10 protein-coding genes are annotated in these 18,811 nt (G+C 40.9%); 8 read left to right on the forward strand and 2 right to left on the reverse strand.

Features of this window, described 5'->3' with window-relative positions:
- Window positions 1-2,354, reverse strand: a 2,354-nt coding sequence (locus H5183_RS03015; RefSeq protein WP_259397095.1) for a prolyl oligopeptidase family serine peptidase, incomplete at its 3' end; no start/stop codon positions are given.
- A gap of 174 nt (window positions 2,355-2,528) precedes the next feature.
- On the opposite strand from H5183_RS03015, the gene H5183_RS03020 reads away from it, so the two are divergent.
- The 5 genes from H5183_RS03020 (at window position 2,529) to H5183_RS03040 (ending at window position 11,095) form a co-directional block, all read left to right on the forward strand.
- Window positions 2,529-3,536, forward strand: a complete 1,008-nt coding sequence (locus tag H5183_RS03020; protein WP_145234263.1) for a LacI family DNA-binding transcriptional regulator — start codon at window positions 2,529-2,531, stop codon at window positions 3,534-3,536.
- The gene (locus H5183_RS03025) at window positions 3,533-4,753 is read left to right on the forward strand and encodes a glycosyltransferase (protein WP_182730906.1); all 1,221 of its coding nucleotides are present in this window, start codon (window positions 3,533-3,535) and stop codon (window positions 4,751-4,753) included. Before H5183_RS03020 ends, H5183_RS03025 begins: the two co-directional genes overlap by 4 nt.
- 117 nt (window positions 4,754-4,870) lie before the next feature.
- A complete protein-coding gene (locus H5183_RS03030) occupies window positions 4,871-6,097 on the forward strand; it encodes a threonine/serine exporter ThrE family protein (protein WP_149980016.1) in 1,227 nt (408 codons plus the stop codon).
- Window positions 6,098-6,897: 800 nt separating this feature from the next.
- Window positions 6,898-9,456, forward strand: a complete 2,559-nt coding sequence (locus tag H5183_RS03035; RefSeq protein ID WP_182730907.1) for a TonB-dependent receptor — start codon at window positions 6,898-6,900, stop codon at window positions 9,454-9,456.
- A gap of 319 nt (window positions 9,457-9,775) precedes the next feature.
- Window positions 9,776-11,095, forward strand: a complete 1,320-nt coding sequence (locus H5183_RS03040; RefSeq protein ID WP_182730908.1) for a TonB family protein — start codon at window positions 9,776-9,778, stop codon at window positions 11,093-11,095.
- Here H5183_RS03040 and H5183_RS03045 read toward each other — a convergent pair.
- Entirely contained in the window at window positions 11,076-13,247 is a 2,172-nt protein-coding gene (locus tag H5183_RS03045; RefSeq protein ID WP_182734023.1) for a winged helix-turn-helix domain-containing protein, read from the reverse strand. The genes H5183_RS03040 and H5183_RS03045 overlap by 20 nt on opposite strands.
- A gap of 169 nt (window positions 13,248-13,416) precedes the next feature.
- Between H5183_RS03045 and H5183_RS03050 the strand changes: the two genes are divergently transcribed.
- From H5183_RS03050 to H5183_RS03060, 3 genes are all read left to right on the forward strand, one after another.
- Entirely contained in the window at window positions 13,417-16,008 is a 2,592-nt protein-coding gene (locus tag H5183_RS03050; RefSeq protein ID WP_259397093.1) for a TonB-dependent receptor, read from the forward strand.
- A 92-nt stretch (window positions 16,009-16,100) separates the two neighbouring features.
- Complete coding sequence (locus H5183_RS03055; RefSeq protein WP_182730911.1) at window positions 16,101-18,149, forward strand: S9 family peptidase; 2,049 nt, start codon at window positions 16,101-16,103, stop codon at window positions 18,147-18,149.
- Between the two features lie 230 nt (window positions 18,150-18,379).
- Window positions 18,380-18,805 carry a hemerythrin domain-containing protein gene (locus H5183_RS03060; RefSeq protein WP_145234283.1) on the forward strand — a complete coding sequence of 142 codons (426 nt, stop codon included), beginning with the start codon at window positions 18,380-18,382 and terminating at the stop codon, window positions 18,803-18,805.
- Window positions 18,806-18,811 lie beyond the last annotated feature (6 nt).

An 18,811-nucleotide genomic window follows, 5' to 3' on the forward strand; every position in this document is an offset into this window, starting at 1 on the left:
ACATGCAGTAAACTCTTGCGAGCACGGTAGCCGTGAGCTTCGTAAGGTAACATCACTAAACGCGCTTCTTTACCTAAACCTTTTAGCGCAGCGTACATACGCTCGCTTTGCATTGGGAAGGTGCCAGAATTCGGGTCTTCTTGGCCGTGGATCATTAACATCGGCTCGTTAATTTTTTCAGCATGAAAAAACGGTGACATATTGGCGTATACATCCTGTGCTTGCCAAAAATCACGTTCTTCTCCTTGAAACCCAAACGGTGTCAAGGTCCTGTTATAGGCGCCACTGCGGGCAATACCGGTTTTGAATAAATCACTGTGGGCTAATAAGTTTGCTACCATAAAGGCGCCATATGAGTGGCCTGCAATGGCGATTTTATCTTTATCTGCAATGCCTTTTTCGACCAGCACATCTACCGCAGCTTTGGCACTTGCAACTAACTGCTTTCTAAATAAATCATTTGGCTCTTTACCATCAACACCGACGATTGGCATCTTCGGATCATCAAATACAGCAATACCTTTTGCGAGGTAAGGCATTGGCCCCCAATAACCTATGTAGGTAAATTCGTACGGCGATTCACGTACTTGCGATGCAACTGCTTTATCTTTATATTCCAGTGGGTATGCCCACATTAATACAGGTAATGGACCTTGCGTTTTATCGTAACCTGGAGGTAAATATAGCGTACCAGAGAGTTCAACACCGTCATCACGTTGGTAACGCACAAGTTCTTTAGTCACCCCTTTAAACGCCGGGTATGGATGCTCAAAGGTAGTGAGCTGAGTCAGAGTGTCGGCATCTAAATCGCGAATAAAGAAGTTAGGTTGTTCGGTCTTAGATTCACGAATAGTAATTAATCGCTCACCTTCATCATCAAGCATGGCACGAACTCGCTCGTAATATGGCGCTTTTGATTGCCATAAACGTTTGGTTGTATTGGTCTTAATGTCGTACTGATCTAAAAATGGCACATTCCCTTGCTCTGACGCACCATCACCGCGCAAAAATATATAACGTCCACCAACCACTTTAATAACGTTTACACCGAGATCATTTCGCTCATAAATAGCGTCGCCCGGATCTTTATAAGCATCGTTATAGCTGCGCTGTGAAAACAATACGCGGTTATTATCCGCATCGCGTGGTTGGATCACATAGGTACGTAACTGGCGATCACTAAAACGCCACTCGGTTAGAAACGCAACGTTTTCATTCGCCCACTCAATACCTGAAAAACGTCGTTCTAGTTTAGCAAATAGTTTTGGTTCACGTTTAAAAGGTGAGCGAAAACTATATAGATGATCATGATACGGCACATCGGTTTTCATATCGCCGCCATCTTGCGCCTCTGCCCAAATGATCTCAGCACCTTGGTCATCACGCCACTGAAAATCACGACGACCCGTTCGCACACTGTCATAACCTTGTGGAATGTTGTCGGCCAGTGGCTGTTTAGACAATTGCGCTAACGTATAACCACGCATGCCAAGCACCTGCCACGTTGTCGCAAAGCGGCTATAGGGTACTTGATACGAAAATGGTTCGTCGATAGTGGCTACTAAAATATTGGTTGAATCAGGCGAGATCGAAAATGATTTAAATAGTGCTGGTTTGCCAATCGATAACGCAACACCGCTCAGGGGAATATAAGTTAATTGACCTTGGCCGTAAAACTTAAACTGCAACTCATCAAACGGGCTGGTTAATAAATTTTGGTAAGTCCGTGCTGGCGCTTTTTGACCGCTACTTTGTTGAATAACCGGCACAACGCTATTTGCATCACTAACTAATTTCGGCTTGCCAAGGTTAACCGCTTGGTTAGCAACAATTGCCGTGCTATCTGGTAACCATTGATAAGGGGTAGCTGTTAGCACTGAATTAAGAGCCACAGTTGACAACTGACGTGCTTGTTTAGTTTCGGCGTTATACACCCACAATTGCGCCTGAGTTGGTTGCTCAACAATAAACGCTAAATATTCGCTATTACTTGACCATTTAGGTGAGCGGATCACCCCTTGAGGTAAATTATTAACGGTAATCACAGCGCCAGTCGCAATATGTTTAACTTGTAACGCACTAAATTTAGTGCGAGGACGTGAGCGTGAAAAGTTTGCCGGGTTTAACTTTATACCCGCCAATTTCAATTCTTCTTTTGCTAAATCATCTAATGTTTCAATACGTTTTCGCTCAAACAGCGCTAACCATTGACCATCAGCAGATAGGTAGCTACTCGGTGCTAATTTAGCATCAACCAGCGCGGCTAAATCACTTGATGGGGTTTGATACCCCTGCGCGCCATGGCTAAAATGACTAAAGCCAACACTCAATAAGAGGGCGAATAAAAGCAGCATGCTTTTCATAGTGTATCCTTGGTATTTTTTATTAATTCCTGTATATAAACATGTTTTGCAACATTCATAAAGTTTTTACGATTCTACCTTCAATAACGCCGATAGATGACTTATTAGCTCAAACTGCGTTAAACTGGATCCTTCGTTCAAGCAATTGCTGACGCATACATTAAAATGAAAAAAAAAACCGATAAAATAACTATTTTTGACGTTGCCAGAGAAGCACAAGTTTCTAAGTCAACGGTGTCGTTAGTGCTTACACACAGTGACAAAGTCAGTGATAAAAGCAAAGAAAAAGTATTACATGCCATTGATAAGCTTGGCTATGTATATAATAGAGATGCGGCAGCACTGAGAAGTCGCCGTTCTAATTTAGTGGCGTTAGTTATTAATGACTTAACTAACCCTTACTCTGCGCAAATAGCGGTAGGACTTGAAAACCATATTCATACCCTTGGCATGCTGCCGATGTTAGTGAACACCGCCGAAAGTGTGGAGCGCCAAACACAAGTTGTTAAAACACTCAAAGAATATAATGTTGCCGCATTTATCATGTGCCCTGCCCCGGGAACTACCCAGCAGTGGGTTGATGAACTTATCAATAGTGGTTTCCCGGTCATTCACATTATGCGCGAAGTGCCTTTTTGTGCCGCCCCGACAATATTACCGGACAATAAAAAAGGCACTCATCTAGCCACTAGCCATATTTTACAACAAGGTATTGAGGATATTGCTTTTATAGGTGGAACTAATGATATTTCTGATCATCATGAACGTTTAAGTGGTTTTCACAGTGCCTTAAAGCAATTTAATATCCATCAAGACAAACCAACGATCACCGCCGCCACGAACCGTCAAGGCGGGCGCGATGCCTTTGCTACGTTGTATGCGCAATACCCTGCGACTAAAGCAATTATTTGTTTTAATGATGTTATTGCATACGGTGTCGTCGAAGCCATTCGCCAACATGGTTTGATCCCCGGTAAAGATATAAAAGTAGTCGGTTTTGATGATTTAGCTGATTCATGTTTAATGTCTCCATCATTAAGCAGTGTCACCATAAATGCAGACGATATTGGTAAGCATACTTGCCAAGTACTGCAAGAATTACTTAATCAAGGCACCCCTGCGGTGCGCACTTTAGTCGATGTTCATCTGCAAGTAAGAGCTTCAAGTCAATGAAAAAAGTCTTAGTAATTGGCTATGTATGGCCAGAACCAAATTCATCAGCGGCCGGCACTCATATGATGTCGCTATTAAAAGCGTTTAAAAATGAAAATTGGGCGGTTGAATTTGCCAGTCCCGCACAAAAAACCGAGCATATGGTTAATCTGGATGACTACGGGATCAGCAGCGCAACTATTGCCCTTAATTGTGCAAGTTTTGATGAATATGTTATCAACTACGCCCCTGATATCGTCATGTTTGACCGTTTTATGATGGAAGAACAATTTGGCTGGCGAGTAGATAAACATTGCCCTAACGCAGTAAAAATCCTTGATACTGAAGATTTACAATGCTTACGCAATGCCCGCCATGAAGCGCATAAAAGCAACCGAGCATTTAATCATAGTGATTTACATTCTGACATCGCCAAACGAGAAATAGCCGCTATTTTACGCTGTGATTTAAGTTTGATTATCTCAAGTTTTGAAATGCAATTACTTGCTGATGTATTTAAAGTCGACAGTAACTTATTGCATCATCTGCCTTTTATGGTCGATTTAAGCTCACTCCCTGAACAAACTAAATCGTTTGAGCAACGCCAACACTTTATGACCATAGGTAATTTTCGCCACGCCCCAAACTGGGATGCAGTGTTGTACTTACAGCAAATTTGGCCGCTGATCCGTAAACAATTACCGCAGGCTGAGTTACATATTTATGGCTCTTACCCACCACCAAAAGCCACGGCACTCAATAACCCTAAAACTGGCTTTTTAATTAAAGGGTGGGCCACTGATGCTTATCAAGTAATGGAAAGTGCGCGTGTGTGTATCTCACCGCTGCGTTTTGGTGCTGGCATTAAAGGAAAGCTGTTAGAGGCGATGATCATGCAAACACCCAGTGTTACAACGACAATTGGTAGTGAGGGCATGCACCATGATTTACCTTGGAGTGGTGTGGTTGAAAATGAGCCACAGCAATTTGCCGATGCCGCTGTGGCACTGTATCAAAATAAAAGTTTATTTACGCAGGCACAAACAGCCGGTAATACGATATTAAAAACGCACTACGACAAACAGCTTTTATCTAATAATTTAATCATTAAAATTCAATCAATTAAAGAGCAATTTCAAGCTCACCGCGAAGCAAATTTCACAGGCCAAATGCTCAAACATCACACAATGCGCAGCACTCAATATATGGCACAGTGGATTGAAGCTAAAAACAAATAAAAAAAACTAGACAGGCGGTGATTAGTGTTTAAAATTCCCGCCAAACTAGGTAGGCAAATTTAGATGTATTGTCTATATTTTTTAACTGAATAATTTAAATTTTGGCTCAATACAAATTTGAAAACCGCAACGTTTACAGAAAAGCGCAAATTTATCGTTAAACTGGGTAAGATGCTTCATAAGTATGGTACCCCAGCTTATCGACTCGAAGCTCACTTAATGGAAGTGGCTACTTACCTTGATCTTAAATCTTCATTTGTAATGTCACCCACTTCCGTAACTTTTGTGATTTGGACAGATGGCCATGAAGATGAATATACTCACGTTGCCCGTGTTGATCCTGGTGATCACGATTTAGGGTCGTTAGCCGATACCGATGATCTGGTTAATAAAATGCTCAATGGCGAACTCACGCTACAAGAAGTTGACGTTCAACTCGACGCCATTTTTATTATGCCAAATCCGTATAATCGCTTTACCACAGGGGTTGCCTTTGCTACCTCTGGCGGCGCATTTGCAATGCTGATGGGCACCAGCTGGAATGACGTATTTTGGTCAGCGCTACTTACCTCTGTCGTTTACTTATTTGTACTGTGGTCAGCGCGTTCAAAACGCGTAGGCCATATGTTAGAGCCATTAGTGGCGATAGTCTCGGCTATTTTGGCCTGCGCTGTAAGCGTGCATTTAGACGTCGGGATTAATATTCGTTTAGTGGTATTGTCTGCGATTATTGTGTTTATACCCGGGCTTGCATTAGCACTGGGCCTAGCAGAACTTGCAGCGCGGCATTTAGTTTCTGGTACAGCGCGTGTGATGGATGCTTTTATGCTGTTGTTTAAACTGTATTTTGGTGCCTTCATCGGCATTGCGATTGGTTTTGCACTATTCGGCCAAGCCGATTTCGTACAACCTGACCCTTTACCTAAATGGACGGCTTGGTTGGCAATCTTTTTACTCTGTAGCAGCTTAATCGTTATTTTTAGAACCAAACTAAAACATGCTACATGGTCTATCGCCTCTGGCTTTATCGCTTATGGCAGCAGTATTGGCTCTGCGATGTATTTAGATTACACCTTAGGAACATTTGTAGGTGCATTTGCGGTGGGTGTATTTAGTAACCTATTTAACCGCGTAGCAAACGCTCCTGCCTCAATTGTTGCCATGCAAGGCTTGATTGTATTAGTTCCGGGTAGCAAAACCTACATAGGTCTAAACTCATTAATTGAAGGGCAAGACTTTGTGTATGCTGAGCACATCGGCCAACAAACCTTCCTAATATTTATGTCATTGGTGGCTGGATTAATCTTTGCCAACGTTGCACTCCCACCGAAAAAGAGTTTATAAAGCAATTAAGTGTCTAGCCTGCTAGGCGCTTAATTTAAAAGTAAACGTGAACCTATTGCTCTTAGTTACTTCCCTATCGTGAAATCTTAACTCGCCGTTAATGAGTTGCTAAAAAACTCTGCGATCAACTCTTCTTAAGTATCAAACCTTAAAGGGTTATAATACCAATCGACTTAAATATTTAACCATTCTAGCGAGCTAAATGGTCAGTAACTTAACACGATTGGTATAAGCACTTTCAATAAATCTAAGATAATCAGATCCGTCCTGTATCGATCTTTATAATTTTCCCACTCATTTTTAGCCACAAAAATACGCTCGTAATTAAACGTTCTAAATAAACGTCGGGTGTACTAATGCCAATAATCTTGTTCAATTACCTTTTTCCTTTCATTTTTTAATCCACTAGTTGTGAATTGTAAAAATTAAAATCAAAAAATAGATTGAGTAAACTTAATTTATTAAAAAACAAAAATAAATAATAAATTTAAACTATTGATATAAATAAATTAAAAAGCAAACTGCATCATTTTATTTTCAATTTTGTCACTTTCACAACTATTCATCCAAATTCAAGACTCTATTTTTAAAAAGGCGTTTAATAGAGGCACAAACAAAGCTGGTACAGGTTACTTTTACAAATAAAGGTAGCCATAAACTAATCTCCCTTAGTTGCCAGCTTAAGTTTGTAGACAGCGTCTTAAATGCAATTCGGATCTTAAAAGTGAATACATAGGTACGAATAACATATACACAATCTGATACAACAAAATAAAGTTTTGATTCAAGGGGAATCGAGGATGTTAAAAGTAAAAATAAATAAGCTATATTTAGCAGTTAGCGCATCACTTATTACATCGGCATTGAGCTTACCTATGGTAGCCCACGGCGCCGAGCTTAAAAGCACAGATGAAGTTGAAGTAATCCAAGTTCGTGGTATTCGTGGCAGCGTTGTTAAATCGCTAAATACTAAACGCTATTCAAATGCCATAGTCGATGCAGTAACTGCGGAAGATATCGGTAAATTCCCCGATCAAAATGTTGCAGAATCACTGCAACGCATAACTGGCGTATCAATTAGCCGTAACTTTGGTGAAGGAGAACGTGTTAGTATTCGTGGTACGAGCGAGAGCCAAAACCGCACATTATTGAATGGCCAAGCTGTTGGCTCTGCCGATTGGTGGACAAACTCTGCCGCAAGCCGTGGTTTTAACTACACGATGCTGCCCTCTGAAGTTGTATCTGGATTAGAAGTTTATAAATCACCTGAAGCCGACATCGATGAAGGTTCTATAGGTGGAACTGTTATAGTACGAACTCGTAAGCCGCTTGATTTAGAAGCGAATAAATTTGCCGGCTCAGTACTTGCTCAATACAGTGAAATTTCAGGCGAAACCGACCCACAACTCTCTGCAATGTACAACTTTAAAACTGAAGACGAAACCTTCGGTGCACTTATTTCATTGGTTCGCCAACAGCGTAATTTGCGCCGTGATGGTATTGAATCATGGAGCTGGGCAAAACGTGATATCACCTTAGAAGATGGTACTGAGTACAAAGACGTATACAGCCCAGGCGGTGGTGGTTCTGCCATGTTTTTACAAGAGCGTATCCGTACCGGTATCAATTTAGCTGTGCAGTATCAACCTACTGAGCAATTAGATTTAACCTTCAATGCCCTTGATTCGACCCTTGAAGCAAATAATGAAAATCAAAACTTTCTTTGGCTGCCTGGTTACGGTGGCTCACAATACACTGATGTCACATTAATAGAAAATGATCAAGTTGGTACTATGCTCGTTGGCGGGACTTTAGGGTTATCACCGACGGCTAATAATATTCTTGATGAGACCAAAGTACGTAACTCTGAAATCAACACTAAGTCATACGATTTAAAAGCGGATTACCAAGGTGATTTATGGTTGACCAGTGTACATGTTGGATATACCGAAGGCAGCGGCGGCTCGCAAGCTGATCGCAGTGTTGGTTGGGAAGGTAACTATATACATAGTTTCGACACCTCAAATGTAGAAGATGTGCGTACTAGCTATGGTGCAGATCCAGCTGATGGTAAAAACTGGGATCTAGGTTTTTTACGTTACGATAATAATAATGCCAAGGATGATGAAACTTACCTACAAGTTGATTTTACGCGCCCAATTGACATCGCTGTCTTTAGTAAAGTTAAGTTTGGCTTAAAGTACCGAGACCATTCACGTTTTAATACTAAACACACCACTGATAACCGCACCGATTTGGGCTGGAACTTAGCAGACTATTCGCTATCAATGCCATCAGATTATTTATCAGGCCTAGGCTCTGACGGTACACTGAGTAATTACGCAATCACCGACTCAGATAAAGTTCGCCGTGAAGGTGATGCTCTTGATTGGAACTACCGTGTACTCAAAGCGAGTACCTTTGAGGTTGAAGAAAAAATTACCGCAGGTTATATCAAAGCAGATATAGATGTTGAAGGTATGCGCGGTAACTTAGGTGTTCGTTTGGTGCAAACTCAGCAATCAACGGCAGCCTATGTAGGTGAAAGTGGCTCGGAAGTATGGACCAATGATGACCGTGACTATTTTGATATTTTACCGAGCATCAATCTAGCAATTGATTTAGATGACGATGTACTACTGCGCTTCAGTGCAGCACGTGTTATGTCGCGTCCAGATTATGCATCAATGACTCCTTCAACCTCTTATAACCTCGAAACACAGACAGGCAGCGGTGGTAACCCTGATATAGACCCATATCGTGCAACCCAGTTTGATACTGGGGTTGAATGGTATTTCAGTGACGCAGGTTTATTCTCAGCTGTTGTATTTTACAAAGATATTCAATCTTTCTTAGATGTTTCACCAAATCTTGAAATACATGAAGGTGTTGAGATCTTAGTAAACCGCCCGACTAACGGTCGATCGGGTCGTATCCAAGGTCTTGAACTTGGTTATCAACAAGAAATCCTTGATGGTTTTGGCCTAAATGCTAACTACACATTTGTCGATGGTGAAGCAAAAGATGCAGATGGCAATGATACGATTATTCCAGGTAACTCTGAACACACAGTCAATTTAAGTACTTACTATGAAACAGAAACCTTTAGTACCCGTATTTCATATAACTTCCGTACTGGTTACAACTCTGGCCAAGGCCATGGTTATGTTGATGATTATGGTCAGGTGGATGCGAACTTTACCTATAACGTAAACGATAATCTAGCGCTTGTGTTAGAGGCAATTAATTTAACAGACGAGCATACCTTTAGCTATCAAGAAAAAGGTGTGCAACAAGCACTGACCGGTGTTTACGCGGATGGTCGTCGTTTTGTAGCCGGAGTACGTTTTAACTTTTAATATCCATTTTTGTCGAACTCCAAGCTAACACAGGTATTCGACTCTCGCCAAGGACGGCATCGCCCCTATGCCCAGGGGTTTAAAGCAGGTAGTCATTTGACTGCCTGCTTTTTTTCATGCTTAGGAAATTACCATTATTAGTAGCACAAAGGCGCTAGTAATAATAAACAAAACAAGTACAATCAATAGGTAAAAAAGTTACTCGATCAACATCGGCGAAGCATAATACGTGTCAGAAAGCACAGTTAGTCATTACAGTAAACAAACAACAAGATTTTGTCGTTACAAATTCTTAATTGTATTGCTTTGCCTATTTTTTGTGTTCCAGACTAAAGCTGACTTACTGAGTGCAACTCTTGATTACCATCAGGGAAACTTCAACGATGCGAAGCGCGAATTCCAACAATTAGCCTATTTGGGTAATGCCGATGCAATTTACAATATTGCTGTTATGCATTTACATGGCCAAGGGGTTGAAAAAAATAAAGCCCAAGCCTATGCCTGGTTTAGTTTAGCGGCAGATTTTGGCTTACTTGATGCACGCGATACTGCAATGCTGATAGCCAGACAGAGTAACAATCAACAACCTCTTGATGATGCCTATAATGCACTGCTAAAACAACTCAGCTTTCAGTGGTATGACCGACAATTACGGCCAGAGTTAAACGCCAGTCCAGCCCCTCATGCGAGTCCACAACGTAGCTATACTGTAGAGCCAAAATACCCAGAACATGCCTATAAAAATGGTATCGAAGGCTGGGTCTGGTTAGAGTTTGATATTGATAAAAGCGGCGCAGTAACAGATGTTTCCTTAATTGATTCATACCCTGAAAAAACCTTTGATAAAGCCATTATCAACGCAGTTAAACGTTGGAAATATCAAGGTGATAGCCAAACATTGCCCTATTACAACCGTTCTCTACTGTATCACTTTACGACCTATAAAGGTAAACAGTATGAACAAAGCTTCAAAAGCCAACAACGTGAATACAATGAAAAAATTTCAGACTTAATTGATGCCGCCGAACAAGGTAACGCCTTAGTGCAATATTATATTGCCAATTGGCTAAGTTCTGACGACTACAACGCAACTAGATTATTGAAATATCACTGGCAACAAGCAAATGCTAACAGTGAATTACTACTGCGTTCAGCTGTCAATGGCTATGCTAATTCGCAATATCGTATTGGCGCAAATATGCTTCGCGGCGAGTACGGGAAAGTTGATCGTGAAAAAGGATTGAATTGGATTGTGCTCGCAGCACAAAGTGGCTTTGCTAATGCGCAATACCGTTTAGGCCGAGAGTTACTCAATAGCCAACATGTGGATTATGCGCCTAATAAGGCCTTAAAATGGTTAAAAGCTGCAGCAGAGCAAGGCTTGTTTAGTGCCAAACGCGATCTCGCCTTATTGCTTTTTGAGTTAAAAAAGCCCGCCCAACAAGTAACTGCCGCCTTAAATTCAGCACTGATAGATGATAGTGAACACCCACAATTATTATTACTAAAAGCGCGAATTCAAGCTGCTAGTAATAAACCGCAACACGCTAAAAAACTGGCTAATAGTGCTCTAAAAGAAGCGAATGCTCGTAACTGGGATCAAAGCCGAATCAAACAATTTATGGCGACACTACCTTAACTGCTTTGTGTAATAGAATATCAGTTTCAATGCCATCCACTTGACTAAATACCACTTGACGCCCGTCTGTTGAACTACTGATATTTAAATTAATATCAATGTCGTAACCATAAACACCAAGCTCTTTTATAAACACATTACGCTTTTGCTCTGTTAAATAACAATACAGCAATAATTGATGCCCTTGACGGAGTACATAATAAATACCATGTTTAAATACCGCAGGCTTAAATAACTCAAGTGATGGCAATAATTGCGCTAATGGTAATTGCTGCTCTAACACCGCTGATAGATAAGTTCGCACGTGTAAATCATGTTCTAAATACGAGCTATTAAGTTGCCACAATGGATGTTCTTCGTCTAAGGTTTCAAACTTAACGCTATCAGCAACCAATGAGTTACTCATCTGCTGAATATCATAACGCCAATCTTGCCATTGTGCCTGTTCATTCGTGCTTTGCTGCTTTTTAACTTGATAATAAATACTGTGACTATCTGGCGACCAATGCACTGCATTAAGCTGCTCAAAACCCGAAATTATTGGTACTAAGCGCCGCGAAAAAGTATTGATCAAATACACATTTTGTTGCTCGTCAGCCAATAATACGTTGTCACCATTAGGAGAAAAAAGCAGGTATTTTGGCGTAATATCACTGGGCAGAGTAGCGATCAAGTTCGCGGTTTTACGTTGTTTATGCTTAAGCCATACTTCTATATGAGTAAAGCCCGTGATCCCTCTACGCTGTAATGAAATAAACGCGCTTTGCTGCCCGTCGGGGGATACCGCAGGTAAAATATCCATTCGTGCCGACGATGACAGTTGTACAGCATTACGGATCTGAGGCAAATCCTGAGTAAAATCGAGTTCAATTTGATACAAATTAACGCGCGCTTGTCCTTCAGCATGGGCAATATCGCCTGTTTGCGGGTTAACCGCTAAATCGGCAACAAAGCCTAGCGGTTGGTGAACTAGTTGTTCATTACCTTGATAGTCATAACGGCGTAATGCATCATCCCCGAGCCAATAATAATTGTCTTCACTGTCAAATAATAACGGCGCATGACTATGACGACTGCGCTTTATTTCAGTACGCTTAAGTGATTGTGTTAAATCAACTTCACTAACGCTAAACCAGCCTTGATCTTTTTCCAGTAACAGCATTTTATTATGCTTGTTAATATCAAAAGTGATTGGTTTAAAATCCCCTACGATTTGCTGCTCTAATAAAGTTGGCGTAGGTGTAAATGCTAAGGTATATTTTACTAGCCGTGGCTGCTCATCCTGCCAATGAGTGGTGTAAATCGTATTCTCATCAACCCAATGTAGTTTGGTTGGGCCGTGGCGTTGTTGGCAGCGGGTCAATTTAAACTCGGGACTCAAACGCCACGTTTCAATTGCGTTAGATACAGGGATCACCCGAATATCGCAGCTCAGTGGATCATATCTAAAATATGCCAGCCATTTACCATCCGGAGACCATACTGGCGCTTCTTCAGAATAACCTGAGTTTTTAATACTGTGGACAGTTTTACTTTGTTGATCATAAACCGCCAAATCAAACTGACTTTGCTGCTCGTTTGACTGGCTAAACGCTAAATATCTACCATTTGGGGAATAACGTAAAAATACTTCTGCACCAGGAGCTGAGGTGATCCGTGATTGATACTCATAATTTAAACTCGGCGCTTTAGGTGCAAGTAAATACTGACTAATAAGTGTAATGATGGTGCCAAAAATTAATCCAAGCGTAATAAATAAAACGGATGTACGTGGCGTTGCTGGTGTGACTTTGTCTAATAATGTCGGGGCATCGCTTACTTGTGCTATTAATTGATAGCCAACTCGCGGGACAGTTCTAATAAAGAGCGCGGTGTTTTTATCATCCTTTAAACTTTTACGCAGTTGGGTGACCAGCTGGCTCACCGAGTTATCACTGACCACCACTTCTGGCCAAATCTTATCCATAATTATATCACGAGGAACCGCTTGGCCTTGATGCTCAAGTAATAATTTTAGCAACATCAATTGCTTTGCTTCAACCGCGCACCAACGCCCTGCCACTTTCACTTTTAAGGCAGTAAAGTCAACGAGTACATCATTAAGTAATAACTGTTTTAGCTCGGGTGTTGGCATAGTTCGTTTTTTACACACGTTAATCTATGGTTAAATAAGCCAAGAAGGCGTATTATAAGCAAGTACAGTAAATCATAACATAGCCCGCAGCTAAGCACTTATCTTATAAGTACTTAGCTGCAGCATAATTTTTAATGTCGCTTCAACTGGGTCGAATATGCCGATAAAAGCAGTCAATTTTGTTAACATGACGATTCTCTTCACACTCTGCTCATTTATGAGTATGGCAAATCCCCCTGTTACCAGCGACGAAAAAAAATTAGAAACAATTCAAATTAGGGGCTTTCATGACAGCGCTATCAAAACACTGCAAGATAAACGTGATAGCCAATCAATCATAGAAGCAATTAGTGCACAAGATATTGGTAAGTTCCCAGATAAAAATGTTGCCGAAGCATTGCAACGTATTACCGGAATTTCACTATCGCGTGCACAAGGTGAAGGTGAGCGTGTCGGTGTCAGGGGCACAACACCTGAGCAAAATCGTACTTTTTTGAATGGCCAAGCCATTGCCTCGGCCGATTGGTGGATCTCAACTCAGCCAAACCGAGGTTTTAACTACACATTATTACCTGCTGATTTAGTATCTTCGCTTGAAGTTTATAAAACCCCGCAAGCAGACCATAACGAGGGGTCACTCGGTGGCTCTGTCAATATAAAAACTCAGCGTCCATTGCATACCGAACGTAATCATTTTGTTGCCAACGCACAAATACAATACAATGATTTATCTGGCGAGTTTGACCCACAACTGGCTGCATTTTATAACTGGACTAATCCAGATAAAAATTTTGGTGCTCTGATAACTTTCACGCGTAATCAACGTTCATTGCGTCGTGATGGTCTTGAATCTTGGGGTTGGCATGAGCAAAACTTCCAACAAAATACAGATGGTACGCTCACAGCAAGTGACGATAACACCGCAGATATAAAAAATATTTGGACACCTGGCGGAGGTGGCTCAGCTATTTTCCAGCAACAACGTATTTTGACTAGTGCAACTGCGAATTTTGAATATCAACCAAACTTAGATTGGAATATTCAACTTAATACCTTGTATTCAGTACTTAATGCCGATAACAGTAACCAAAACTTTTTATGGCAACCCAGTAGCGTGTTTGCCAGAGGTGGCCATATCAGTGATGCTCGTATAAGTGATAACACATTAACTTACGCCCGCTATTCACAAGTGCCTGAGCAAAATGCACAAAACCTGCCTTTTAGTACTGCAATGGAAGCTATTTGGCGAGAATCTGAAATAAATACCAGCAGTGTGCATTTAATTGTCAGTCAACAAGCACACCTTTGGCAGAACCAATACCAAATTGGTTTTACCAAAGGCGGTGGTGGCTCTAAGCAAGATCACACATCGCAATTTTCCGCCAATACTGCTTTTAGCGTAAACACCACTGAGCGTAAAAATATTATTGCCAATTATGATGTTTCTCCCCTTGATGCACAGGCTTGGCAACTGACAGAAGCACGTAACGACAGCCAAGATTCCAATGATCAAGAGCTCTATTTACAAGGTGATTTTGAACGCGCAGTTGATCATTCTATCATCAGCGCGATTAAAGTAGGTGCAAAATACCGCGACCATCAACGCGATTTTATTCGTTACCGTTCATTCAATGGCGCATTTGATGGTATAGCTCAACAGCTTGATTGGACGTTAGCGGATTACCCTGCTAGTTTTCCCCATGGCTTTTTGTCCGATATTGGTGATCAATATACCCTCAGAAATTATAGCTTCGCCAATATTAGTGCGTTATCAAAAGACTTCCAAACTATCGACTTTATAAAACAACAAGAAAAAGCTAGCAGATTTGATATTCAAGAACGCACCACCGCAGGTTATGTTAAATTGATGCTAGATGGTGATGACTACCGTGCTAACCTTGGCGTAAGGCTTGTAAATACTAGGCAAGACGCTGGTGCTTATAAACGTATTGGTTCACCGGTTGAACAACAAGAAAGTTTTGCATGGCAGCAACATAATAAAAATTATGTCGATATATTACCCAGCGCCAATATCAGTATTGATTTGAATGAGAACCTGATCGCCCGTATCAGCGCCGCACGCGTAATGTCACGTCCTCAGTATAATCATTTAATGCCTTCAACTAATTACAATGTCACTCAAGCACAGGGTCAAGGAGGCAATCCTGACTTAGACCCCTATCGAGCCAATCAATTTGATTTAAGCGTTGAGTGGTATTTTAATGATGCTGCCCTCCTTTCTGTGGCGTTATTTAATAAAGATGTCGAATCATTTGTTGAATTTAAACGTACCATTGAACAACATGAAGGCATTGAAATGACCATTGACAGACCAATCAATGGCAGTGGTGGTACTATTCGCGGTGTTGAGATTGGCTATCAACAAGAGCTTATCTATGGTTTTGGCTTGATCACCAACTATACGTTTGTTGATGGCGACCGAACAGATAGCACATCAGCGCGCGACGATTATGTACCCGGCACCTCAAAACACACTATTAATCTAACCAGTTATTATGAAAATGATTGGCTAAGCTCACGCTTGGCGTATAACTATCGCACACATTTTGCCACGGGTGTGGGAGAGACTATGATGGATGATTTTGGCCAACTTGATGGTAGCGTCACTTTTAAAATATCTGATAGCCTTGATTTTGTTATTGAAGCGATAAACCTCACCGATGAGATCACTTACCTTTATGAGCGTAATGAATATGCGCCAACGGGCATTTATCAAAATGGCCGTCGCTTTTATGTTGGTGTGCGCTACAGCCATTAGCCGACAATGTTTGCGTATTAATCGCATATTTTAGCATTTAAGGTACACCTTGTTATAATCCTTCGATAATTAAAACATGCGAAGGAAAATTCATGATAAAAACTAGCCTAGCACTGGCTCTTGGACTCTCAAGCTCACTGGCATTTGCAGCCACATCGCTTACTGTAGAAGATATCCCTAAAATTCAGTCAGTTATTCAAACCAGCATTAGTCCAGATGGTGACAATGTTGCATTTACCCGCTCAGTGCCACGTGAATTATACGTCGACGAGAATGGCGCCAATTACAGCGAACTCTATGTCGTCGATGATGAAGGTGTCGAGCGTCCTTTCATTACCGGCTCTGTAAGTATCAAGAGTATTCAATGGTCAAACGATAGCAAAACGATCTACTTTTTAGCAAAACTTAAAGACGACAAGTTTACCGCGTTATATCAAATTCCAGTGGATGGTGGTCAAGCGCAAAAAGTACTATCGCTTAAAGACACATCAATTTCTAGCTATCAGTTAAGCCCGAATAACAAACAACTCGCTATTTTAGCTATGCCAGCGGCTGATAAATCTGAAAAAGAGCTAAAAAAATTAGGCTTTATGGCTGAGGTGTATGAGCTAGGCTTAAAAGATAAACAACTATTTATTGTCGATTTAGCCAAAACAGATAAACCTCTGACACCAACAGCGCTTAACGTTGCGAACTATGTAAGTGATGTAAACTGGGCCGCAAAAGGCGATAAGTTATTAGTAAAAACCCAGCCTACAGCGCTAATTGACGACAAATACACTAAATCACAATGGCACTTATTTGATATTGCGACTAATCAAGTGACGATGTCGTTTGCTACTGAAGGTAAATTAGACAGTGCTGAACTGTCTCATGATGGTCGTTACATCGCAATTCTAGGTGCCGAAGATAAGCATGATCCAGCAGCTGGTCGTTTATTTTTAGCTGACACAAAAACAGGTGAAGTAAGTGATTGGTTACCTAATTTCATGGGTCATATCGTTGATTTTGAATGGTCACATAAACGCAACACGCTTAATTTTATTGCCAATGTAGGTACGCAAAGTTTTGTCGCAAGCATTAAAACCGGCTCTAATAAATACAAAAAAATTATTAATGAAGGCCAATTTATTGCATCAAATCTGAGTATTTCTGATTCAGATAAAACCTTAGCGCTACGTGCAAACACTGCAAAGCACCCAAATGAAGTATTCATTATTCGTGGTTCTAAAGCACAACGTTTAACGGATTCAAACAACTGGTTGAATGACAAACGTTTTGCTAAGCAAGAAACTATTTCACTTAAGGCTCGCGACGGTGTTGAGATTGATGGCGTATTAGTCTACCCATTAGGTTATGAAAAAGGCACGCGCTATCCATTGATCATGTCAGTGCACGGTGGCCCTGAAAGCCATGACAAAGACGGTTGGGTAACAAACTACTCGCGTCCAGGTCAAATGGGAGCAGCACGTGGTTATGCTGTCTTTTACCCAAATTACCGTGGCTCTACAGGTAAAGGCGTTGATTATTCAAAGCTTGGTCAAAACGACTATGCAGGTAAAGAGTTTGACGACTTAATTGACTTTAAACAGCATCTTGTTGAAATGGGCTTAGTTGATACTAAACGTGTTGGTATTACGGGTGGCTCTTATGGTGGTTATGCATCAGCATGGGCCGCAACAAAATTAACTGAACACTTTGCTGCGAGCGTAATGTTTGTAGGTGTTACCAACCAACTATCTAAATTTGGAACTACTGATATTTCCAACGAAATGAATCTTGTGCATGCACGTTCATACCCATGGGATAAATGGCAGTGGTATTTAGAGCGCAGCCCTATTTACTGGGCTGGCCAGTCTAAAACACCATTACTGATCATGCATGGTAAAGATGATCCTCGTGTACACCCTGCACAATCAATGGAACTGTACCGTTATATGAAAGTACAAGGCAAAGATGTACGCCTTGTATACTATCCAGGCGAAGGTCATGGTAACCGTAAAGTAGCCGCGCAATATGATTACAGTTTACGTTTAATGCGTTGGATGGATAACTATTTAATTGACGGCAAAAAAGACATGCCAGCATTCGAGATTGACCATGCAGGCAAGTTAAAAGCGGTAAAAGACGCCAATAAATAACTCTCTTATTTTGTGTAAATATGCTTTTAGGCCAACATTCATGTTGGCCTTTTTGCTTTTGAATAACAATGTATATGGATGTAATATAAAGACCTAACTCGGTAATTTTTACAAGAAAACATCCTAACAAGCTAAAATATAAAAATTAAATCAATATATTACAACAACTTAAACGTTGGCTTCTGTCTTGCAATATTCATTGTAATTAATGAGTAAAGCAAGGAAAACCCATGAATATTTTTGAAGCACTTCGTAATGATCACGATAAACAACGTTCGCTTGTCGATGCGCTGATAAAAACCCAGGGGGAGTCACCGAATAGACAGTCTCTTATGGATAATTTAAAACATGAGTTAGTAGAACATGCTAAATTTGAAGAGCGTTATTTCTACAATCCTTTGATGTTTGATGATTTAACCCATGAAAAAGCCCGTCATAGTATTGCAGAGCATCATGAACTTGATGAATTGATTGAGCAACTTGAAGAAACTGATATGAGCTCACCAGCGTGGCTTGTGACCGCTAAAAAATTACATCATCTTGTACATCATCATCTCGCTGAAGAAGAGCATGAAGTATTTCAACTAGCCGGTAAAGCGCTAACCGAAAGTCAAAAAGAAAGTCTAGCCGAAAAGTATAATGATGCGATGAGTTAACTGCTA

Source organism: Pseudoalteromonas sp. SR44-8, from assembly GCF_014163635.1.
Lineage (GTDB): Bacteria > Pseudomonadota > Gammaproteobacteria > Enterobacterales > Alteromonadaceae > Pseudoalteromonas > Pseudoalteromonas rhizosphaerae.